The sequence below is a fragment of the Arthrobacter sp. AB6 genome, from assembly GCF_031844545.1.
Lineage (GTDB): Bacteria > Actinomycetota > Actinomycetes > Actinomycetales > Micrococcaceae > Arthrobacter.
In genome coordinates this window covers 41091-61951 of record NZ_JAUZVL010000008.1, presented here as the reverse complement: position 1 = coordinate 61951, position 20861 = coordinate 41091, and the positions used below count along the sequence as shown (strand labels likewise).

17 protein-coding genes and 1 pseudogene are annotated in these 20861 nt (G+C 64.2%); 4 read left to right on the top strand and 14 right to left on the bottom strand.

The features are described 5' to 3' along the window. Positions 1–43: 43 nt before the first annotated feature. Both Q9R30_RS08755 and Q9R30_RS08750 read left to right on the top strand, forming a co-directional pair. The gene (locus tag Q9R30_RS08755; RefSeq protein ID WP_311217349.1) at positions 44–1222 is read left to right on the top strand and encodes a Gfo/Idh/MocA family oxidoreductase; all 1179 of its coding nucleotides are present in this window, start codon (positions 44–46) and stop codon (positions 1220–1222) included. Next, positions 1219–2238, top strand: a complete 1020-nt coding sequence (locus tag Q9R30_RS08750; protein WP_104996917.1) for a sugar phosphate isomerase/epimerase — start codon at positions 1219–1221, stop codon at positions 2236–2238. The genes Q9R30_RS08755 and Q9R30_RS08750 overlap by 4 nt, the downstream gene beginning before the upstream one ends. Before the next feature lie 334 nt (positions 2239–2572). On the opposite strand, the gene Q9R30_RS08745 is transcribed toward Q9R30_RS08750, so the two are convergent. The 9 genes and pseudogenes from Q9R30_RS08745 to Q9R30_RS08705 all read right to left on the bottom strand — a co-directional run bounded on the left by Q9R30_RS08745 (position 2573) and on the right by Q9R30_RS08705 (position 13194). Beyond that, on the bottom strand, positions 2573–4030 hold the full coding sequence (locus Q9R30_RS08745; RefSeq protein ID WP_311217348.1) for a sugar porter family MFS transporter: 1458 nt from the start codon (positions 4028–4030) through the stop codon (positions 2573–2575). Between the two features lie 11 nt (positions 4031–4041). Next, positions 4042–4914, bottom strand: a complete 873-nt coding sequence (locus tag Q9R30_RS08740; protein ID WP_311217347.1) for a sugar phosphate isomerase/epimerase family protein — start codon at positions 4912–4914, stop codon at positions 4042–4044. 36 nt (positions 4915–4950) lie between these two features. Beyond that, complete coding sequence (locus tag Q9R30_RS08735; RefSeq protein ID WP_104996914.1) at positions 4951–5964, bottom strand: Gfo/Idh/MocA family protein; 1014 nt, start codon at positions 5962–5964, stop codon at positions 4951–4953. Positions 5965–6008: 44 nt separating this feature from the next. After that, positions 6009–6920: a sugar phosphate isomerase/epimerase gene (locus tag Q9R30_RS08730; protein ID WP_311217346.1), complete on the bottom strand. Its 912-nt coding sequence runs from the start codon at positions 6918–6920 to the stop codon at positions 6009–6011. 184 nt (positions 6921–7104) lie between these two features. After that, positions 7105–8610: pseudogene (locus Q9R30_RS08725) on the bottom strand (CoA-acylating methylmalonate-semialdehyde dehydrogenase); the annotation flags it as partial. Between the two features lie 40 nt (positions 8611–8650). After that, positions 8651–10579 (bottom strand): 3D-(3,5/4)-trihydroxycyclohexane-1,2-dione acylhydrolase (decyclizing), encoded by a 1929-nt coding sequence (gene iolD / locus Q9R30_RS08720; RefSeq protein WP_311217345.1) that lies wholly within the window; start codon positions 10577–10579, stop codon positions 8651–8653. A 40-nt stretch (positions 10580–10619) separates the two neighbouring features. Further along, positions 10620–11570, bottom strand: a complete 951-nt coding sequence (locus tag Q9R30_RS08715; protein ID WP_311217344.1) for a deoxyribose-phosphate aldolase — start codon at positions 11568–11570, stop codon at positions 10620–10622. Continuing rightward, positions 11567–12571, bottom strand: coding sequence for a 5-dehydro-2-deoxygluconokinase (iolC, locus tag Q9R30_RS08710; protein WP_104996910.1), 1005 nt, complete (start codon positions 12569–12571; stop codon positions 11567–11569). Before iolC ends, Q9R30_RS08715 begins: the two co-directional genes overlap by 4 nt. Before the next feature lie 218 nt (positions 12572–12789). Beyond that, positions 12790–13194: a tautomerase family protein gene (locus tag Q9R30_RS08705; RefSeq protein ID WP_104996909.1), complete on the bottom strand. Its 405-nt coding sequence runs from the start codon at positions 13192–13194 to the stop codon at positions 12790–12792. A 152-nt stretch (positions 13195–13346) separates the two neighbouring features. On the opposite strand from Q9R30_RS08705, the gene Q9R30_RS08700 reads away from it, so the two are divergent. Together Q9R30_RS08700 and Q9R30_RS08695 are read left to right on the top strand one after the other, a co-directional pair. Further along, on the top strand, positions 13347–13712 hold the full coding sequence (locus Q9R30_RS08700) for a helix-turn-helix transcriptional regulator (RefSeq protein WP_104996908.1): 366 nt from the start codon (positions 13347–13349) through the stop codon (positions 13710–13712). Continuing rightward, complete coding sequence (locus Q9R30_RS08695) at positions 13705–14187, top strand: SRPBCC family protein (protein ID WP_311217343.1); 483 nt, start codon at positions 13705–13707, stop codon at positions 14185–14187. The genes Q9R30_RS08700 and Q9R30_RS08695 overlap by 8 nt, the downstream gene beginning before the upstream one ends. Before the next feature lie 151 nt (positions 14188–14338). On the opposite strand, the gene sucD is transcribed toward Q9R30_RS08695, so the two are convergent. The 5 genes from sucD to Q9R30_RS08670 all read right to left on the bottom strand — a co-directional run bounded on the left by sucD (position 14339) and on the right by Q9R30_RS08670 (position 20834). Continuing rightward, a complete protein-coding gene (gene sucD, locus Q9R30_RS08690; protein WP_104996906.1) occupies positions 14339–15241 on the bottom strand; it encodes a succinate--CoA ligase subunit alpha in 903 nt (300 codons plus the stop codon). Between the two features lie 11 nt (positions 15242–15252). After that, positions 15253–16422 carry an ADP-forming succinate--CoA ligase subunit beta gene (gene sucC, locus Q9R30_RS08685; protein WP_104996905.1) on the bottom strand — a complete coding sequence of 390 codons (1170 nt, stop codon included), beginning with the start codon at positions 16420–16422 and terminating at the stop codon, positions 15253–15255. A gap of 223 nt (positions 16423–16645) precedes the next feature. Beyond that, a complete protein-coding gene (locus tag Q9R30_RS08680) occupies positions 16646–17326 on the bottom strand; it encodes a hypothetical protein (protein ID WP_311217342.1) in 681 nt (226 codons plus the stop codon). A 24-nt stretch (positions 17327–17350) separates the two neighbouring features. Continuing rightward, on the bottom strand, positions 17351–19894 hold the full coding sequence (gene pcrA / locus Q9R30_RS08675) for a DNA helicase PcrA (RefSeq protein ID WP_311217341.1): 2544 nt from the start codon (positions 19892–19894) through the stop codon (positions 17351–17353). A gap of 109 nt (positions 19895–20003) precedes the next feature. Continuing rightward, positions 20004–20834, bottom strand: coding sequence for an inositol monophosphatase family protein (locus tag Q9R30_RS08670; RefSeq protein WP_104996902.1), 831 nt, complete (start codon positions 20832–20834; stop codon positions 20004–20006). Between the last annotated feature and the right edge of the window lie 27 nt (positions 20835–20861).

The window sequence follows — 20861 nt, the reverse complement described above, 5'->3', positions numbered from 1 at the left end:
CGCTGGCGATCCCCGCTGCGGCTGAATTTCAAAGGAGAAATCAATGGCTGAAAGCCTCGGTGTAGCAGTCATCGGCGCAGGCATGGCCGGCAAGGCGCACGCTGCCGCGTACCGTACGGCGTCCGCCCTGTACAGCCCGGTCCTTCCTCCGGTCCGACTGGTCTCCATCGGCGACGTCAACGCCGAATTCGGTTCCTTGGCCGCCCGTCGATTCGGGTACGAGCGTAACGACACGTCATGGCAGGCAATTGCTGAAGCCGATGACATCGACGTGGTCAGCGTAGTGATCGCCAACTCCCTTCACCGTGAGGTCGTTGAAGGTCTGCTCGCGGCCGGCAAGCACGTGCTGTGCGAAAAGCCTTTGAGCGATTCCATGGACGACGCTCGTGCGATGGCCGAGGCGGCGCGCAACGCGTCCAGCATCGCGCGCATCGGCTTCACGTTCCGCCGCACCCCGGGCATCGCTTACATTCGGGACCTGATTCAGACAGGGGTGCTCGGCAACGTCCTGCACTTCAGCGGCCGCTACTGGACCGACTACGGCTTCAGCCCCTCCGCCCCCATGAGCTGGCGGTACAAGGGCGGCCCGGGCTCGGGCGCTCTTGCCGACGTCGGATCCCACTTGGCGTACGTCTCCGAGTTCCTCTGCGGCGATATCCAGGCTGTCTCCGGCGGTCAGCTCAGCACGGTCATCACCAAACGTCCGCTGCCGCTTGCCGCTGTGATGGGCCATGACCACGTTGCCGTCAGCGACACCTTCGAAGCCGTCGAGAACGACGACTACGCAGCCTTCAACGCGGAGTTCGCCACGGGCGCGGGAAGCTTCGAAGTGTCCCGCGTTGCCGCCGGCCACGCGAACAGCCTTCAGTTTGAGGTCTTCTGTGAAAACGGCGCCGCCAAGTTCGACCAGCGCCGCCCCTCCGAAATCCAGCTGTTCCTCAATGACGGCTCTGGCCACGATAACGGCTACCGGCAGGTCATTCTCGGTCCCGGTCACCCCTACATCGCAGGTGGCCTCGCCATGGACGCGCCGGAGGTGGGGTTCGGCCAGAACGACGCCTTCGGCTACCAGGCCCGCGCCTTCCTCGAAGAGGTTGCCGGCCTGGGCGAACAAGAGTCCCTCCCCCGCTGCGCCACCTTCGACGAGGGCGTCCGAAACATGGAACTGCTCGGCGCCGTCACCGATTCGGCACTCAACAACGGAAAGAAGATCTCGCTGTGAAGCTGGGTGTCTATAACGCGATCCTGCATGACCGGCCCCTTCCCGAGGCATTGAAGGTCATCGCCGACCTCGGCCTCACCGGGATCGAAATCAACACCGGCGGGTTCCTGCCCGCGGTCCACGTGCCCGCCATGGACCAGATCCTGGAAAGCGACGCCGCCCGCGATGACTTCCTGGCGATTTTCGAGGGAACCGGGGTGTCAATCGCCGGCCTGAACTGTAACGGCAACCCCCTGCATCCCAAGCGTGAGATCGGCGAGAAGCATGCCGAAGACATCCGCCGTTCCATTCGCCTCGCGCACCGCCTTGGGCAGAACCGGGTGGTCACAATGTCAGGGCTGCCCGGCGGAGAGCCCGGCGCCACCGTCGCCAACTGGATCGTGAACGCTTGGAACTCTGCGGCGCTGGATGTGTTGGACTACCAATGGGGCGTGGCAGCGGAGTTCTGGAGGGAGACCGACCGCCTCGCCGCGGACCATGATGTCAAAGTGGCCCTGGAACTGCACCCCCAGAATATTGTTTTCAACACCGCCGATGTCCGCAAACTAATCGAGCTGACGGGGGCAACCCACGTTGGCGTGGAACTGGATGCCTCCCACCTGTTCTGGCAGCAGATGGATCCGGTTGCCGTGGTGCGGGAACTTGGCCCGCTCGTGTTCCAGGCGGCAGCGAAGGATGTCCGGATAAACACGGAGAACGCGGCGCTGTACGGCGTGCTCGACAACAGTTTCCGTCGACTCTCGCCTGGGGAAAACCGCACCAACCTGGGCGGTGACGAGTGGGCCAATGAGTGGCCCAAGGACTCTGCGTGGGATTTCGTGGCCCTGGGCCGTGGGCACGACACCGCCTTCTGGACGGAATTCCTACGCGCACTGTACGAGGTAGATCCAGACATGCTGGTCAATATCGAGCATGAGGATGTTTCACTCGGCCGCATCGAAGGGCTGGAAGTGGCCGCCAAGGTGTTGAAGGACGCTGATGCAGCGCTCACCTCTTCGCTGAAGCCGACGGCCTGATCGCACAACAAACCCGCACAGCAGGAGGGGTGGCGCACACGCGCCGCTCCTCCTGCTGGCTTTCCCGCCACGGCCGCGATTCGCCTTAGGTCCTCCGTCGCGTGTGCCTGGTGTCTTCGGAGGGCAGGGTTTCGGGAAACCGAAGTTCAATGGAGATACTGCCGACCGACTGTAATCCGACCGATGAAGATCAGGAGGGTGTCCACCCGGTGCGGTCGGCGTCGATGATGGTGCGCAGGACTTGTGCTGGGACGCCGGCTGCGATGGTGTTGGCGGGGACGCCAGCCGGCGTCGGGCGTTTCTATTGCACTGAGGGTGCCTTGCGTCGAGGGGTTTAGGCGTTTATGCCGGAACGCTCTTTGAAGAGGTGCTCAAGCTCCTCGAGCGACTTGTCCTTGGTTTCCGGGACCATCCGCTTGACCCAGGCGATCGCGCAGATCTGCAGTGCCACGAAGATGAGGAAGGTGGCCGATACTCCGATCCACGAAACCATCTGCGGGAAGAAGAAGCCGATGAGGAAGTTGACCATCCACAAGACGAACACGCAGATTCCCATAGCGACACCGCGGACGTGCATCGGGAAGATCTCGGACATGGTCAGCCAGGTCACGGTGCCGATGCAGCCCTGCATAGAGGCCAGGAACGTCACCATGAACAGCAATACCAGGTAGCCGCGAAGGGTGCTTTCCGGCAGGGCCAGAGAGATCATCGCGATGGCCAGCAGGGATGTGGCTGTGCCGCAAAGTCCCACAATCAACATGGGTTTACGGGGCACACGCGACATCAGGTACATGCCTATAACCACGGCCACTACGGAGGTAATGCCGTTGAGAACGTTTGCGATCAGGGCGCCCTGGTCGCCGAATCCTGATGAAGACAGGATGGACGTTCCGTAGTACATGATCGCATTGACGCCGCTGATCTGGTTGATGATCGCCATGCCGAGACCCACCACGAAGATCCTGCGAATCCAGGGGACGGTAAGGTCCTTGACCGTTCCGAGTTTGGCCTGGTAGTCCTCACGGGCCGCCTGCCGCACTTCGTCGAACTCCGCCGACACCTCCCCGGCAGCGCGGGTGGAGCGCAGCACCTCCAGGACAGCACCGAACCGGCCGGCAGACGCCAGCCAGCGCGGGCTTTCCGGCAGGACCAGCATCCCGAACCACAGCACCACAGCCGGCAAAGTAGCGATCACGAGCATCCACCGCCATATGTTGGCCTCTTCCGGGAAGGCGTTGCCCAGCACTGCATTGAACGTGAAGGCGAGGAACTGGCCGGTGACGATCATCAGTTCGTTCTGCGTGACGATGCGGCCACGCTGGGCCGCCGGCGACATCTCCGCAAGGTACACGGGGACAATTACCGACGCGCCGCCCACTGCGAGCCCCAGCAGGGTCCTTGCCGCAATCAGCAGTTCAGTGCTGGGCGAGATGGTGCAGAAGATGGTGGCGGCAACGAAGATCAGCGCCAGCCCCATGATGGTTTTGCGCCTGCCGAAGCGGTCCGAGAGCCGTCCGGCGCTGATGGCTCCGAAGGCAGCCCCGAAGAGCAGCGTCGACGTGACGAGGCCCTCGGTCAGCGGTGTAAGGCCAAGGTCGCGCTGCATAAATGGGAGGGCGCCGTTGATGACTCCGGTGTCGTAGCCAAAAAGCAAGCCGCCGAAGGTGGAGAACAGGGCCACCTTCCGCATGAACTTTCTCGGATCGGATTGAGTGACCTTCGGGGGCGCTCCCCGGCCGATGGCCACTTCCGGGGATTCGGACTCCGTTAAGATTCCTTTGCTGTGTTCCATCCGCGCATCCACTACTTCGTCTTGGCGATGTAGGCCTTCATCGTCTCCAGCTGGTACCGGGAAACCTCATCAGCCTTCTCGTCCTCCGCAAAAACGCTCGACACCATCACGGTGTCCTCCCGGTCCAGGAATCCAATTTCCTTCAGCCCGCCGAAGAATTCGTCCCAGATGACGTCGCCGTCACCGATCTTCAGGTGCTGGTGCACGCGGACGGGGTTGCCCGGCGGATTGGTGATGTACCGCAGCCCGTGCGAGGCATGGTGGTTCATGGTGTCGGCAACATGGACCAGGCGCAGCTTGTCCCCCGCTGCCCGCATGATGTCCAGCGGTGCGTTCTGCATGTGGAAGCTGTGCGAGGCCACGTAGACCAGGCCCACGTTCTTCGAGTTCAGCCCCCTGATCACCCGGATCGCTGCCAGGCCTTCCTCCACGAAGTCGTCCGGGTGCGGGTCGATCAGAAGGTCGAGGCCCTCGCGTTCAATGATCGGCAGGAGCTCCTCCATGGAACGGTAGAAGGCCCGCTCGGACTCCTCGGCCTTCTCCGGCCTTCCGCTGAACTCCGTGTTGATGGTGCCGACGCCGAGGTCCACCGTGATCTGGATGACCCGCTTCCAGTAGCGGACTGCTGCTTCGCGGGCATCCTCGTCCGGGCCGGACCAGCGGAGCACGGGCAGCACGGACGCGATCTCAATCCCCGCGTCCCGGCAGGCCTTGCTGAGCTGACCCACGAGTTCGTCATCGGCCTTGGGGTGGTTGTAGAAGGGGATGAAGTCCGCGTGCGGGGTCATCTGCATGTACTTGTAGCCGAGGTCCGCCACCACCTTTGGGAATTCGAGCAGGCTGTGCGAGTGGTGGAAGGGCGTAGGGTCAAGTGCGATTTTCACGAAAGAACACTCCGTTGTGGATCAGTCAGGATGGGGCTAGCTGTAGAGGTCTGGCTTGGGGGCAAGCTTCACGGCGACCTTCTCACCGTTCTTCTGTGCCTCGACACCTGCTTCGCAGCAGGCTGCGGTGGCGTAACCGTCCCAGGCCGTGGGACCGCCGATCCCGCCCTTAAGTGCCGCGTCCACCCATGACTGGATTTCGACGTCGTATGCCGCACCGAAGCGCTCCTCGAAGCCGGGCGTGACGTTGCCGCCCCAGTGGCCTGCGCTGCGGGTGTAGGGTCCCTTGTCCCCGCCGATGCTGACGATGCCCTCTTCGAAGGACGCCTGCGTGGCCACTTCATAGCCGAACTTGGCGTTGACGTAGATTTCGACGTCGGCCAGGACACCTGACTCGGTCTCCAGCAGGACGTGCTGGGGGTCGTGCTGGCCTGCGGGCGCGTTCCTGGTCGCCTTGCCCAGGCGGACCTGGACGCTGGTGATTTCTTCACCGGTGAAGTACCGGATGGCGTCGAACTCGTGCACAACGGAGTCGTTGATCAGCATCTCGTTGGTGAAGCCGGCCGGCGTGGTGGGGTTGCGGTGCTGGTGGTGCAGCATCAGCAGCTCGCCCAGTTCACCGTTCCGGATGATTCCACCCAGTGCCGCGTACTCGGCGTCGAAGCGGCGCATGAAGCCCACCTGGATGCGCTTGTGGCCCAGTGCAACCTCGGCCTGGACGATCTTCCAGGAGGACTCGGCGTCCGGGGTCAGCGGCTTCTCGCAGAGGATGGGGATGTCCTTGGCAATGGCCTTGAGCAGGATGTCCTCGTGCAGGAAGCCCGGGGTGGCAATGAGTACTGCGTTGACGTCGCCGTTGTTGAGCGCTTCCTCGGCGTCGGCAAGGGCAACAGCGCCCGGGATGCCTTCAATGGCTGCCTGTGCGCGGGCCAGGTCAACGTCGACGACGGCGGCCACCTCGGCTCCGTGGATGCGGGTGTTAAGCCGCTGGATGTGGTCGGCGCCCATGCGTCCGGCGCCGATGACGGCGACGCGGAGGTTTTGAGTCATTGTTTCGTCCTTCTGTGTCTGTAACGGATGCGGGCTGTCTTGTGTCAATTGACGGTGGTTCGGGAACCGCAGGACAGCAGGTAGTTGCGGGTGCGCTTGGCGATCGGCATGGGCACGTCGAAGGCCACCGGGTACATGTCCTGCTCCACGATGCCGAAGATGGGGCGGTTGAGGCCCTCCACCGCTTCGATGACGGCGCGCAGGTCCGGCAGGCCGTTCGGCGGCTCGGTCATAACGCCTGCCAGGTTGGCGGCAGCCCAGGTCATGTTTTCCTCGTTGACCTTCTTAAGGATCTCCGGGTTGATCTGCTTCAGGTGCAGGTAGCCGATCCGGTCCGGGTAGTTCTTGATGAGCTCCAGGCTTGATGCGCCGCAGTACTCGGCATGGCCCGTATCCAGGCAAAGGTTCAAATACTGCGGATCGGTTGCAGCCAGGAGGTGCTCGATGTCTTCCTGCGCACCCACATGTGAGTCGGCGTGGGAGTGGAACTGCTGCTTCAGGCCGAAGTCCTCCAGGAGGGTTTTGCCCAGGCGGTTGTGGCCGTCGAAGAGGTCGCTCCACGCCTTCTCGCTCAGCGTGCCGCTTTCGACGGCTTCGCCGGTGACGTCGTCGCGCCACATGGCGGGAATGACCACGATGTGTTCGCCGCCCATCGCGGCGGTCAGCTCGGCAACTTTGCGGGCCGGCTCCCAGGCGGTTTCCCACTGGTCCAAGCCGCGGTGGAAGGCTGTGAAGACCGTGCCGGCGCACACCTTAAGGTCGCGCTGCTTGAGCTCCTCGGCCAGCCGTGCGGGGTCGGTGGGGAGGTAGCCGTAAGGGCCCAGTTCGATCCACTTGTAGCCGGACTCGGCAACCTCATCGAGGAACCGTTCCCACGGCGTCTGCTTGGGGTCATCCGGGAACCAGACGCCCCAGGAGTCCGGCGCCGTGCCGATGATCAGTTTGTTGTCAGTCATGACAGCGTTGTCTTTCTGTTGTCGGGGTGCTCAGCCGGGATGGCGTAGGTCGAAGGGGTCAGTCGCGCCGTCCGCGGCCTTCAGTGGCGTCGTCGGCCCGGCCTGGAACGGCGTCTTCTCCGTGAGCCAGCTCGTCGGGGAGTCCTTCCGCGATTCCGTCGTGCCGTACAGCGTGATCGTCCGCGTGGGAGGGAAAGTTGTAGGAGGCGCCCGAAGCGGCCGTGGGTTCGGGCCAGCGGGAGGTGATGACCTTACCGCGGGTGTAGAAGGAGACGCCTTCGGGGCCGTAGATGTGCTTGTCGCCGAAGAGGGATGCTTTCCAGCCGCCGAAGGAGTGGTAGGCCACCGGTACGGGCAGGGGCACGTTGATGCCGATCATGCCGACGGTCACGGAGCGTTGGAACTTGCGGGCTGCGGCGCCGGAGGAGGTGAAGATGGCGGTGCCGTTGCCGTACGGGTTGGCGTTGATCAGCGCGATGCCGTCCTCCAGGCTGTCAACGCGGACCACAACGAGGACCGGTCCGAAGATTTCCTCGGTGTAGGCGGTCATCTCGGTCTTGACGTGGTCGATGACGGTGGGGCCGACCCAGAAGCCGTCCTCGTGGCCGGGGACCACGAGGTCGCGGCCGTCAACGACCATCGCGGCGCCGGCCTGTTCGGCTTCGGTGACGATCCGGACGATGCGTTCCTTGGAGGCGGGGGTGATGACCGGGCCCATTTCGGCGTCGGGGGCGGTGCCGTTGTTGACCTTCACGGCCAGGGCGCGTTCTTCGACCTTCTTGACGATCAGGTCTGCGGCTTCCCCGACGGCGACGGCGACCGAGATGGCCATGCAGCGTTCCCCGGCGGAGCCGAAAGCGGCGGCGGCGAGGTGGTCCGCGGCGTTGTCCAGGTCGGCGTCGGGCATGATGATGGCGTGGTTCTTCGCCCCGCCCAGTGCCTGGACACGCTTGCCGTGCTTGGTGGCGGTCTCGTGGACGTACTGGGCGATCGGGGTGGAGCCGACGAAGGAGATGCCGTCCACGTCCGGGTGGGTCAGGAGACCGTCCACGGTTTCCTTGTCACCGTGCAGGACCTGGAACACGCCGTCGGGCAGGCCGGCCTGCTTCCAGAGCTTGGCCAGCAGCATCGAGGCGGAGGGGTCGCGTTCGGAGGGCTTGAGGATGAAGGCGTTGCCGGTGGCGATGGCCATCGGGGCCATCCACAGCGGCACCATGACCGGGAAGTTGAACGGGGTGATGCCTGCGACCACACCGAGGGGTTCGCGGAAGTTGAAGACGTCGATGCCGGTGGAGACCTGGTCGGAGTAGTCGCCCTTGAGCAGGGTGGGAATCCCGCAGGCGTATTCGATGACCTCAAGGCCGCGGCCGATCTCGCCCTTGGCGTCGGAAAGAACCTTGCCGTGCTCCGCAGTGATCAGGGCAGCGAGGTCGTCCACGTGGGCTGCGACCAGCTCGCGGAACTTGAACAGCACGGCGGTGCGCTTGGCCAGGGAGATATCGCCCCAGGTGTCGGCGGCCTTGCGGGCTGCGGCAACCGTTGCGTCCAGGTCCGCCCGGTTCGCCAGGCGCAGCTCTGCACTGACCTGGCCGGTGGCCGGGTTGTAGACGTTGGTGGTGCGGTCGCCCTCACCGGCGCTTTCGGCGCCGTTGATGAAGTGGTTGATGACAGTGGTGGTCGTCGTTGACATGTGTGGACTTCCTTGGTCTGTGGCTGTGCGGGGTGGGGTGTCAGCCGAGCAGTTTGCGCTGGCGGGCTTTGTGGTCGGAGTAGGTCTGGTATGCCGCTTTCGTCGAGTCCAGTTCGGAAACCTGGGAGACGGGCACGTCCCACCAAGACTCGGAGGACGGAGCGTCCAGCAGCGGGTCGGATTCGACGTGGATCAGGATGGGCCCGCCGCGTTCGGGGGCGGCCTTCGCGTCGCGGATGGCCTGCTCGAGTTCGGCAATGACCTTCTCCCCCGGTTCGATCCGGATGACCTTCACGCCCAGGGACTCGGCGTTCAGGGCCAGGTCCACGGGCAGGGTCTCGCCGTCGTCGAAGCTGTGCTGTTCCTCGTTCAGCGCCCGGTACTGGGTGCCGAACCGCTGTGAGCCGAGCATTTCCGAGAGCGAGCCGATGGAGGCGTAGCCGTGGTTCTGGATCAGGACCACGATCAGCTTGATCCGTTCGGCGACGGCGGTGACCAGTTCGGTGTGCATCATCAGGTAGGAGCCGTCCCCCACCATTACGACGACGTCGCGCTGGGTTCCGCCGTTGGCGGCTTCGGCCAGCGCGGCGCGCTTGACGCCGAGGCCGCCCGGGATTTCGTAGCCCATGCAGGAGTACGCGTACTCGACGTGGTAGCCGAAGGGGTCGCGGACGCGCCACATCTTGTGCAGGTCACCGGGCAGGGAACCGGCCGCGCAGATGACAACATCCTGGGCGTCCATGGCCCGGGACGTGGCGCCGATGATCTCGTTCTGCGCCGGCAGCGGGGTGTAGCGGGTGTTGAACGCGGCGTCCACGGTGGTGTCCCAGCGCTTCTTCTCGGCCTCGATTTTCTGTTCCAGGTCCGCGCCCACGCGGTACCCGCCCAAAGCTGCGTTGAGCTTCACCAGTGCCTTACGGGCGTCGGCGACGATCGGCAGCGTGGTGCCGTGCTTGTACGCGTCGATCGGGGCGACGTTGATGTTGATGAACTGTACGTCCGGGTTCTGGAAAGCTGTGCGGGACGCGGTGGTGAAGTCCTCGTAGCGGGTGCCGATGCCGATGATCAGGTCCGCCTCGGCAGCGATGGCGTTCGCCGCCGTCGTGCCCGTGGAGCCAATCGCCCCCAGGGAGAACGTGTGGTCCCAGGGCAGGACGCCGACGCCGGCCTGCGTGTTGCCCACCGGGATGCCCGTCAGTTCGACGAACTTCGCGAGTTCGTCGTTGGCGTAGGCGTACAGGACGCCGCCGCCGGCGATGATCAGCGGGCGCTTCGCGGCACGGATCGCCGCTGCGGCGCGGGCGATGTCGTCGTCGTCCGCGTCCGGGCGGCGGATCCGCCACTCGCGTTCGGCCAGGAACTCGGCAGGGACGTCGAAGGCCTCGGCCTGAACATCCTGCGGCAGCGAAATGGTCACTGCACCGGTCTCAGCCGGGTCCGTCAGGACGCGCAGGCCGTGGTGGAACGCGGAGAACAACTGCTCCGGCCGGGTCACCCGGTCAAAGAACTTGGACAGCGGCCGGAACGAATCGTTCACGGTGATGTCGTAGGCGTACGGCTGCTCCAGCTGCTGCAGCACGGGATCCGCGGCGCGGGTGGCAAAGGTGTCGCTGGGCAGCAGCAGCACCGGCAAACGGTTGGTCGTCGCCAAAGCGGCACCGGTCAGCAGGTTCGAGGAACCAGGACCGATGGACGTGCTGATCGCGAACGTCTGGCGGCGGCGGGTGTGCCGGGCATAGCCCACGGCCTGATGCACCTGGGCCTGCTCGTTCCGGCCCTGGTAGTACGGCATGATGGCCGGATCCAGCTGCTGGTACTGCTTCAGCGCCTGGCCCACACCGGCCACGTTCCCGTGCCCGAAGATGCCGAAGGTTCCCGGGATCAGCCGCTCACGGTAATCCACTCCCCCGACCGTGTCCACGGTGTACTGCCTGGAAAGGTATTCCACCACGGCCTGGGCGACCGTCATTCTGCGGGTTGCAGTTCCTGATGTTGTTCCCATGGGGAGGCTACTCCGATACTTCTTCGGTTCGGTTTGGGGTGGTGTGGTTCAGCAGCGAGGCGGCGGTGGCTACGGCCCCGGCAACATCGCCGTCGGCCGGGTACAGGAGTGTCCTGCCAACGGTAAGGCCCTGCACCCCGGGCAGCGCGAGGGCTGCCTGCCAGCTTGCGAAAACCTCGTCCTGGCTGCTGTCCGGGTCCCCGCCCAGCAGGACAGTGGGCATGGTGGTGGCCGCCATGACCCGTTCCATGTTCGCAACGACGGGAAGCTTCATCCACGTGTAGGCGCTCGTGGAGCCCAAGCCCTCAGCGATGGCGATTGACTTGATCACGGCGTCCGTTGAGAGGTCGTTCCGGACGCGGCCGTTTTCCCGGACCGACAGGAAGGGCTCCACCATGGCGATCAGCTTACGCTCGGCAAGCGAATCAATAGCCTTGGCTGTTGCTTCGAGAGTGACAACCGTGTCCGGGTCCCCGAGGCAGATGCGCGTCAGCATCTTGCCGCCATCGGCACCAAGGGCCTCAAGAGCTGCTGCCGTGTGGCCGGTGAAGCGGTCATCGAATTCGTTGACCAGGCCCGCGAGCCCGCCGCGGTTCATCGAGCCGAAAACCAGCTTGCCCTCAAGCGCGCCGAGCAGCAGCAGGTCGTCCATGATATCCGGCGAGGCAAGCACGCCGTCCACGTCCGGGTTGGCCAGTGCAATTTGCAGCCGGTCCAGCAACTGCCGGCGGTCTGCCATGGCCACGGGATCCGAACCGACGGCAAGGGCGCCGCGTGCGGGGTGGTCCGCAGCCACAATGAAGTTTTGCTTGCCGTATTTCAGGCCGGGGTGGCGGCGCCGTGCCTTCGCGGCCCGGGCTATGGCGTCCGGGTCTTCAAGCCGGATGGTGCTCAGGTGGGCGTAGCGGCGGGGGTCGTCGTCCAGGGCATTGTTCGAGGCGAGGGGCGTGAGGGTCACAGTGCTGCTCCTTCGGTGGCAAACTGACCAGGAACCAGGCGGCCGCGTTCGGCAAGCAGCGAGGTGACTTCCTCCGGCGTCGGCATCGCGTCGGCGCAGGAAAGGCGGGAGGCGACGATCGCGCCGGCAGCGTTGGCGTAGTCCAGGACCTGGGCCAGCGGCCAGCCTGAGAGCAGGCCGTGGCAGAAGGCTCCACCGAAGGAATCGCCGGCGCCAAGGCCGTTGACCGTTTCCACCGGTACCGGTGCGGAGACAACACGCTCGGTGCGGGTCTTCGCCATGACGCCTTCGGCGCCAAGCTTCACGACGGCAATCTCAACGCCGGCTGCCAGGAGGCGGTCAGCCTGCTCATCAGGCGTCCCCTCCCCAACGGCCACCGCGCATTCCTTGTCGTTGCCAATGGCCACGGTCACGTGCGGCAGGATACGGCCGACCTGTTCCCGGGCTTCCTCTTCGGAGGCCCAGAACATGGGCCGGTAGTCCAGGTCCAGGATGGTGAACTGGCCGTCCTTGAGCCCGGCGTGCGGGCGGGCCTCATGAGCGGCAATGTGCGCGCTTCGGCTCGGCTCCTGGCACAGGCCCGTCACCGTGGACCAGAAGATCCGCGCGTCGCGGATGGCGTCCAGGTCAAGCTCTTCGGCCTTGATCTGCAGATCCGGGGCAGTAGGGAAACGCCCGTAAAAGTAGAGCGGGAACTCGTCCGTGGCCGGCTTGATCGCACAGAACGTCACCGCCGTGGGCCATTCCCTGACCGGGGTGACGAAGGTATCGTCAACGTTGAACTTCTTCAGTTCCCGGTGGAGGTACTTGCCGAAAGCGTCGTCACCGGTGCGGGTAATCACGCCGGTCCGGCGGCCATGCCGGGCGGCTGCTACCGCAACGTTCGACGGCGATCCGCCGAGGTACTTGCCGAAGGACGTCACGTCTTCCAGGTCCACCCCAATGTCATTCGGGTAGATATCAACGCTGATGCGCCCGATGGTGAGCAGTTCGTGGGTCACGGTATTTGCGGACCTTTCTAGTTTGAACTCTGTACCTCAAACAGCTAGAGCTCCGGTGCCTGACTGGCCCCTCCATGAGCGGGGTCACACCCACTACTTTGCCCTAGAATTAATGTCCTGTCAAAGGTTTGTACTGACATGTTTACAACTTGCCATACCGGCGGTTTTAGGCTCCCGCAGGAGGCCTGGAAGGGTCCCTGCGGGTCGAAGTCGGCGGCCTATTTCCGGGGTACGGCAAGCTCGCCGGTAACATACTGGGCGCGGCCAAAGCCGAAGGACCAGTCGCCGGCAGTGTTCTCCACGTAGCCAATGAACACGTCCTCGCCAGCGATCCCCACCTCGGCGAGCTTGTCCGCCACGGCAGCAAAGAGCCGCTGCTTTGCCTCCTGCGACCGTCCGCCCTGGGTGAAGATCTGGATCATCACCACACCGCTTGTCCGCTCAAAACCGAGTCCGGCATCCTGGGCAAAGATCTGCCCGGCGGGATGCTCGGTGAGGATGTGGAAGTAATCGCGCTCCGGAATGCCGTATTCGGCAAGGATGGCGTCGTGGATTCCCCTGCTCAACTGCTGCAGGTCTTCCTGGCTGCGGCCCTGGTTTACATCGATACGAACGAGTGGCAACGGTCTCTCCTTATGCAAGTTTGTACTGACATACTAACAAAGTTCGTCGAGCTAGGGCAAGAGCTGCGGTGCTTGTGCGAGCGCCTGAGTAGGCGTAGGCTTAAACAACCTAAAGGTTGATAAAACAAAAGGTTGAGCAAGGAAGGGCCCTGATGAACTCCGAAAGCGCAGCCTTGGACTCGGCCTTCATGGCCTTGGCCGATCCCGTGCGGCGGAGCATCATCGCCCGGCTCAGCCGGGGCCCGGCCACCGTGAACGAATTGGCGGAACCGTTTGAGATCTCCAAGCAGGCGGTCTCAAAACATATCCAGGTACTCGAGCAGGCGGGACTGGTCACCCGGACCAGGGATGCGCAGCGCCGGCCCGTCCACCTGAACCCGGCGCGGCTTGAGGCGCTGACAGCCTGGATCGACCAGTACAGGCTGGTCCGCGAAGGGCAGTTCCGGAGCCTCGACGCCGTACTTAGATCACATGCTGCGGCCAGCAGCGATCCATCTCCAAGGAGTCATCATGAGTAATTCCCTGAAACTCAGCGTTCCTGAGGGCGTCCCCTTCATCGACTACGAGCGCGAGTTTGATTTCCCTGTAGCGGACGTCTTCCGGGCCCACAAGGAACCGGACCTGATCGTCCAGTGGCTGGGCCCGCGGGGCTACAAGATGGAGATCGGCCACTACGATTTCCGGACCGGCGGCAGCTACAGCTACCTGCACACCGGCCCCGAAGGGGTGCCCTACGAGTTCAGGGGCATCTTCCACACGGTCCGCGAGAACGAATTCGCCATCCAGACCTTTGAGTTCGGCGGCTACCCGGACGTGGTGAGCCTGGAATTCATGACCTTCGAGGACCTCGGCAATGGACGGTGCCGCCTGCGGGGCCACTCCGTCTACCCAAGCCAGGAGGCGCGCGACGGGATGGCCCAGTCCGGAATGGAAGGCGGCATGAGCGAGGGCTACGAGCGGCTGGACGAACTCCTCAGCGGCGCCAAGGTCTGACGGGCCAAAAGTACGACGACGGGAGGTCACCTTTCGCCTGGAAAGGTGACCTTCCGCCGTCGTGCGTTAAACAGCAACGCGGGGTCACTCCGCGCCCAATCCAGGGGATGGATCGGGCCGGGAGTGACCCCGCCTTGTTTGTTACCAGGAGTTAGAGCGCTGCGTAGACTTCGCGCAGCAGCTTGGCGGTTTCGGACGGCGTCTTGCCGACCTTCACGCCAGCGGCCTCAAGGGCTTCCTTCTTGGCCTGGGCGGTTCCGGCGGAACCGGAGACGATGGCGCCGGCGTGGCCCATGGTCTTGCCCTCGGGAGCGGTGAAGCCGGCCACGTAGCCGACAACAGGCTTGGTGACGTTGGCCTTGATGAAGTCAGCCGCGCGCTCTTCGGCGTCGCCGCCGATTTCGCCGATCATCACGATCGCCTTGGTCTCGGGGTCAGCCTCGAATGCGGCCAGGGCATCAATGTGCGTGGTGCCGATGATGGGGTCGCCGCCGATGCCGATGGCGGTGGAGAAGCCGAGGTCGCGCAGTTCGTACATCATCTGGTAGGTCAGGGTTCCGGACTTGGAAACCAGGCCGATGGGACCCTTGCCCGTGATGTTGGCCGGGGTAATGCCGACCAGTGCCTCGCCGGGGGTGATGATGCCGGGGCAGTTCGGTCCGATGATGCGGGTGACCTGGTTGCCGTCCGCGTCAACCTTGGACTGGGCCAGCGCCCAGAACTCGGCAGAGTCCTGGACCGGCACGCCTTCGGTGATCACGACGACCAGGCCGATGCCGGCCTCGATCGCTTCTACAACGGCGTTCTTGGTGAATGCCGGCGGCACGAAGACGATGGAAACGTCGGCGCCTGTTTCCGCCATGGCTTCCTTGACGGTGCCGTAGACGTTGATTTCCTTCTCACCGTGCAGGACCGTGGTGCCGGCCTTGCGGGCGTTGACGCCGCCAACAATGTTGGTGCCGGCCTTGAGCATCAGGGCGGTGTGCTTGGTGCCTTCGCCGCCGGTGATGCCCTGGACGATGACCTTGGAGTCCTTGTTCAGATAGATAGACATGGTGCGTCCCTTTACTTAGCTGCGTTGGCGAGCTCGGCTGCCTTGTCGGCGCCCTCGTCCATGGTTGCGGCCAGGGTAACCAGCGGGTGGTTCGCCTCGACCAGGATGCGGCGGCCTTCCTCAACGTTGTTGCCGTCAAGGCGGACTACCAGCGGCTTGTTCGCGGAGTGGCCCAGTTCGGCCAGTGCACCAACGATGCCCTTGGCTACAGCGTCACAGGCGGTGATGCCGCCGAAGACGTTCACGAAGACGGATTTGACCTGCTCATCGCCGAGGATGACGTCCAGGCCGGCGGCCATGACCTCTGCGGATGCTCCACCACCGATGTCCAGGAAGTTGGCAGGCTTCACGTTGCCGTGGTTTTCACCGGCGTAGGCGACGACGTCCAGCGTGGACATCACAAGGCCTGCGCCGTTGCCGATGATACCCACTTCGCCGTCCAGCTTGACGTAGTTGAGGTCCTGCGCCTTTGCCTTGGCCTCAAGCGGGTCAGCCTCATCCTTGTCCGCGAGGAGGGCGTGCTTTGCGTGGCGGAACTCGGCGTTCTCGTCCAGCGAGACCTTGCCGTCGAGGGCCACGATCTCGCCTGCGCCGGTCTTGACGAGCGGGTTGACCTCCACCAGGGTGGCGTCTTCCTTCTTGAAGACGTCCCAGAGCTTGAGGATCACTGCGGCGACCTTGCCACGGAGTTCCTCAGCGAAGCCGGCGGCCGCGACGATCTCGTCGGCCTTGGCCTGGTCGATGCCCACGGCGGGATCGATGGCGATCTTGGCGAGCGCCTCGGGGCGTTCGACGGCGAGCTGCTCGATTTCCATGCCGCCCTCAACCGAGCACATGGCCAGGTAGTTGCGGTTGGCCCGGTCCAGCAGGACGGAGAAGTAGTATTCCTCGGCAATGTCCGCGCCCTGGGCAATCATCACCTTGTTGACAGTGTGGCCCTTGATGTCCATGCCCAGGATGTTGGTGGCGTGTTCAAGTGCCTCATCCGCGGACTTTGCCACCTTGACGCCGCCGGCCTTGCCGCGGCCGCCAACCTTGACCTGTGCTTTAACGACAGTAACGCCGCCGATCTTCTCGGCAGCTGCCTTTGCTTCTTCTGGGGTGTACGCCACGATGCCGGCAAGCACGGGTACACCGTGCGCCTCGAACATATCGCGCGCCTGGTATTCAAACAGGTCCACGGTTTAGTGTCCTTCTACGTCGAAGTAGTTTCTGTACAGTCGGACACCATCGCAAGACGATGACCGGGCTGCGGAATTGCACGCACCGGCGGCCTGTTGGAAACGAGCCACGCGGCGTGATGCTCCATTGGGAACTCTAGTCCTTTGAAGGGACCGGCCCGTCCCAGACTACCCCTTATGTGAGTAAGGACACTATTCTATGAAGCGTAGAAAAACCGCGGAATTACGGGGTTTTTGAGGCCCCTGCGGTCGCCGGCGGGGCGCCTGCGGCTGGTCCTGCGATCAGTTCGTAATGATCCGGCGACACGAAGAATCCGACCCCTGCGGACACGTTTCCGCACGCTACACCGCCGTTGTAGGCAGAGCAGCGCAGCCCGTTATGTTCGAGGATTTTCCCGTCCGCAAGGACAGGCAGCTGCGCCAGCGGTCCTGCCTTGCTGCCCCGGGGGCCGTACGCTGCCTCCATTTGTGTGACGCCGGAACGGCACTCGCCGTACCTTGCGGCGTCAGGCGTCAGCAGGGCAACCCCGCCCAGGTAGCCGAGGTTCGTGCCCGCACAGTCGTCTGCCACGTCTTCGGATTGCGGCGCGGGGTACCTGGACAGTTCGCAGTGGGCCACCGGCACAATGGCCAGTTTGTTGTTTTCGCTGTCGCTGAAGCTGTTCTGCTCATAAGGAAGGTTGATGTGCGGCCCGCGGGCGGCCGTGAGGGAACATGCCACGGTTCGGTCTTCCGTGAGGAACGAGACAACGCCATCAGCTCCGCCGGAGTAGTCCTCCGGGTCAGCCAGCGCTCCCTGCGCCAGCTGTTCCATTGGTGGCAGCGGCGGCGGTGCTACATACCCGCGGTCTTCCACCGTCACCGCGCACCCTGTGGCACCCAGCAGGAAAAGGGCGGCGAGCATCCCCCCAACCGTCCGCCTCATGGGTCAGGCGTCGAGCTTGGTCAGCGGCGCGTAGCGCAGCAGCAGCCGCTTCTCGCCGACGTCGAACTTCACCTTGGCCACTGTCTTGTCCCCCGCTCCCTCGAGCGCCAGGACGGTTCCGTTGCCGAAGCTCGTGTGGTTGACCTTGTCCCCAACGTTGACTGCAACAATCTCTTTTTGCGGTTGTACCCTGTTCCGCGCGATAGCGGCGGGAACATCGGCATTGAAACCCGCAGAGGCATCAGCCGACGCGCCGCGCGCAGTCCCTGCACCCCAGAAGGATCCGCTGTAGCGGCCGGAACCAATGGAACCGCTGCTCCCCCAGCCGCCCTGCCTGCTGGTTCCTTCCCGCTTCCACTCCAGGAGTTCGGCGGGAATCTCCTCGAGGAACTGGCTGGCAGGGTTGTACTGGCTCTGCCCCCACATGCTGCGGACCTCGGACCGGGTGACATAAAGCCGCTTCCGGGCGCGGGTAAGGCCTACATAGGCAAGCCGGCGTTCCTCGGCCAGTTCCTTGGGGTCCGTGGCTGAGCGTTGGTGCGGGAACAGTCCGTGTTCCATGCCGGTCAGGAACACCACCGGGAACTCGAGGCCCTTCGCGGTGTGGAGTGTCATCAGTGTGACTACGCCCAGCCGTTTGGCTTCCGCCACGGCGGCATCAATGTCTGCTCCGGGCGCGTCAGGGATCTGGTCTGCGTCTGCCACCAGCGAGACCTGCTCCAGGAAGGCGGCCAACGACCCTTCCGGGTTCTCCTGTTCGTACTCACGGACGACGGCGACGAGTTCCGCCAGGTTTTCCACCCGCGACTCGTCCTGCGGGTCAGTACTGGAACGCAGCGCGGCAAGGTAGCCGGTCTGCTCCAGGACAGCCTCCAACGCCGCCGCGGCGCCGGACCCGGCAGCCACCTCGGCGAGGTCATCCAGCAGCTTCACGAAACCGAGGACGGCGTTCACGGACCGGGTCGCCATTCCCGGAGCCTGGTCGGCACGGCGTGCAGCGTCCATAAAGGAGGTCCGCTCGCGCTGGGCCAGTGCCGCTACAGCGCCCTCGGCCCGGTCGCCGATGCCCCTTTTTGGTTCGTTAAGCACCCGGCGGAGGTTGACGTCGTCGTCCGGGTTGACCAGGACGCGCAGGTAGGCGAGGGCGTCCTTGATCTCCTTGCGCTCGTAAAAGCGCGTGCCGCCCACCACCTTGTAGGGCAGGCCCACGCGGACCAGAACGTCTTCGATGGAGCGGGACTGGGCATTGGTGCGGTAGAAAATGGCGACATCGCCGGGACGGAGGTTGTCTTCGTCCTGGAGCCGGTCGATCTCCTTGGCAATGAACTGGGCTTCATCGTGCTCGTTCTCGCCCACGTAACCGATGATCTTGTGGCCGTCCCCCTCGGCAGTCCACAGCCGCTTCTCGGGACGGTTCGGATTCCTTGAGATGACCGAGTTCGCTGCGCTGAGAATGTTCTGGGTGGAACGGTAATTCTGCTCCAGCTTGATGGTCCGGGCCTCGGGATAGTCCTTTTCGAATTCCACGATGTTGCGGATGTCGGCGCCACGGAATGCGTAGATGGACTGATCGGAATCACCCACGACCGTCAGCTCTGACGCGCCCGGACCTTCCCCCACGATTTCCCGGACCAGGGCGTACTGGGCATGGTTGGTGTCCTGGTATTCGTCCACAAGCACATGCCTGAACCGGCGGCGGTAGGACTCAGCAAGTGCGGGGAAAGCCCGGAACATGTAGACGGTCTCCGCGATGAGATCGTCAAAGTCCATGGCGTTCGCCTGGCGCAGCCGCTGGGTATAGCCCTTGAAGACGTCGGCTACGGCCTGCTCGAAAGGATCGTTGTAGTTCGCCGCAGAGGCGTACGAGTCAGCATCGATGAGTTCGTTCTTCAAGGCGGAAATCTTGTGCTGGATGGCCTTGGGCGCGAACTTCTTGGGATCCAGGTCCAGGGCTTTGGATACCTGCGTGATGAGCCGGAGCGAGTCCGCGGAGTCGTAGATGGAGAAGTTCGACTTGAGGCCAACGTTGGCCGCCTCTTGCCGAAGGATGCGGACGCAGGATGAATGGAAAGTGGAAATCCACATGATCTTGGCACGTCCGCCCACGAGCTTTTCGATGCGTTCCCGCATTTCCGCCGCGGCCTTGTTCGTGAAGGTGATGGCCAGGATTTCTCCGTGGTGGGCACGTCCGGTGGCGATCAGGTAGGCGATCCTGTTGCTAAGCACACGGGTCTTGCCCGAACCGGCGCCGGCCACGATCAGCAGGGAGGGCCCGACGTGTTTGACCGCTTCTTCCTGCTGCGGGTTCAACCCCTCCAGGAGCTGGGCTGCGTCCGGCCTGCGATCGCCGTGGCGATGCCCCTCCCCGTGCTGAGCACCAGGCCCGTGATTGCTGCCCGCAAGGCCCGCACCTGGCCGGTTCTCCCAGGGCGCAGAACCGCCAGGACCAGCCGCCGTAGCGCCGTCAGGGCGCGACTTGGTGCGGGAAGCCGCTGCGGAAGCGGCCTTGAACGGTCCGTCAGAGTACGGGTCAAACAACATATCCATGGTGCCTACAAGTCTAGGCGGTGGGGCCGACACCCAGGTCCAGGCTGTGGATTACGGGCTTTATCCACATAGCGCTGAGGGTGCGTGCCGTGCATGGGCTGGCAGGACCCTAGGCCACCGAACCTGACTCAAGGGCGGCACGCAACTCGCGTACCGCCGTCGTGCCTCCTGCCATGAACCATTCCAGCCCGTTCACGCGCACGGTGTCCACAGCACCACCGGCGGCCCGCACAATCGCCTTGCCGGGCAGCCAGTCCCATTCCGGGCAGCTGTGCTGGAACCAGCAACCGATCTGCCCATCCGCCACCCGGCCCAGGTCGCAGGAGCCGGAGCCGAGCATCCGCAGTGCGGCGGCCGACGTTGCGGCCGCATGCCAGGGCATGGCGCAGAGGGGGTCCATCAGCCAGCTGGGATGGATATAGGTGGCCGCCCCAAGCTCGGCAACGGCGGCCGCGTTCCGCTCTCCCCTGTTGTCGTGGAAAACCGTCAGCTGTTCGCCGTTCAGGGTGGCGGGGTGCGACCGTCCCCCCAGCCAGAGCTTGTCCTCCTCCGGCTGGAAGATGGCGCCCAGCACCACGCCCGACTGGTCTTTCAGGGCGATGGCCGAGCACCAGTAGGTGGACCCGTGCAGGAAGTTGTAGGTGCCGTCCACGGGATCAATCACCCAGGTCCGGCCGCTGCTGCCCTGCACCGACGCGCCTTCCTCACCCAGGATTCCGTCCTGCGGCCGGCAGCGCTGGAGCTGCTCCAGGACATAGGCTTCCGCTGCATGGTCGGCCGCCGTCACGACGTCCGAGATGGAAGTCTTCTGCTGTGACTGCAGGCCTGCCATCCGCATGAGAAGCGCCAATTGGCCGGCTTCGCGCACCAAGGCGGCTGCAAGCTGGTAGTCGTCAAGTGAAGGGTCAAGTTCAACAGCGCTGTGCCGGCCAATGGTCATGGCTTCAGTTTATGGGGCGCGATAATG

Bases quoted from the DNA above. Each gene is read 5' to 3' on its own strand.
- Q9R30_RS08755 (WP_311217349.1), top strand. From the start codon at position 44: ATGGCTGAAAGCCTCGGTGTAGCAGTCATCGGCGCAGGCATGGCCGGC.
- Q9R30_RS08745 (WP_311217348.1), bottom strand. From the start codon at position 4,030: ATGGAACACAGCAAAGGAATCTTAACGGAGTCCGAATCCCCGGAAGTG.
- Q9R30_RS08735 (WP_104996914.1), bottom strand. From the start codon at position 5,964: ATGACTCAAAACCTCCGCGTCGCCGTCATCGGCGCCGGACGCATGGGC.
- Q9R30_RS08730 (WP_311217346.1), bottom strand. From the start codon at position 6,920: ATGACTGACAACAAACTGATCATCGGCACGGCGCCGGACTCCTGGGGC.
- iolD (WP_311217345.1), bottom strand. From the start codon at position 10,579: ATGACGGTCGCCCAGGCCGTGGTGGAATACCTTTCCAGGCAGTACACC.
- Q9R30_RS08700 (WP_104996908.1), top strand. From the start codon at position 13,347: ATGAACTCCGAAAGCGCAGCCTTGGACTCGGCCTTCATGGCCTTGGCC.
- Q9R30_RS08695 (WP_311217343.1), top strand. From the start codon at position 13,705: ATGAGTAATTCCCTGAAACTCAGCGTTCCTGAGGGCGTCCCCTTCATC.
- sucD (WP_104996906.1), bottom strand. From the start codon at position 15,241: ATGTCTATCTATCTGAACAAGGACTCCAAGGTCATCGTCCAGGGCATC.
- Q9R30_RS08680 (WP_311217342.1), bottom strand. From the start codon at position 17,326: ATGCTCGCCGCCCTTTTCCTGCTGGGTGCCACAGGGTGCGCGGTGACG.
- pcrA (WP_311217341.1), bottom strand. From the start codon at position 19,894: ATGGATATGTTGTTTGACCCGTACTCTGACGGACCGTTCAAGGCCGCT.
- Q9R30_RS08670 (WP_104996902.1), bottom strand. From the start codon at position 20,834: ATGACCATTGGCCGGCACAGCGCTGTTGAACTTGACCCTTCACTTGAC.